General features: G+C 41.0%; 1 protein-coding gene. It reads right to left on the bottom strand.

Translation table 11 applies throughout. The features are described 5' to 3' along the window. On the bottom strand, positions 1-203 hold a 203-nt coding region (locus GPK90_RS18750), incomplete at its 3' end, for a helix-turn-helix domain-containing protein (RefSeq protein WP_346011307.1). Positions 204-205 lie beyond the last annotated feature (2 nt).

The following is a 205-nucleotide window of genomic DNA, read 5'->3' as shown; positions in this document are numbered from 1 at the left end:
TGCAGCTGGGCATTGCACAGAGCAAGGCTGTCCACTTCTTTTAGCCATGGAAATTCTGCCTTATATTTTGCCGGAGTGACCTTTAGATTTTTTCCGGTCTTTTCATAGCATTCCTTCTTTTCTGACAGCATCCGGTTATATACAAACCTGACACATCCAAATGTTTTTGCAAACAGTTCCTGTTGTATTTTATTGGGATAGATCC

This window comes from Clostridium sp. MCC344 (assembly GCF_018785365.1).
Classification (GTDB): domain Bacteria; phylum Bacillota; class Clostridia; order Lachnospirales; family Lachnospiraceae; genus Pilosibacter.
This window is presented reverse-complemented; position numbering and strand designations above follow the sequence as displayed.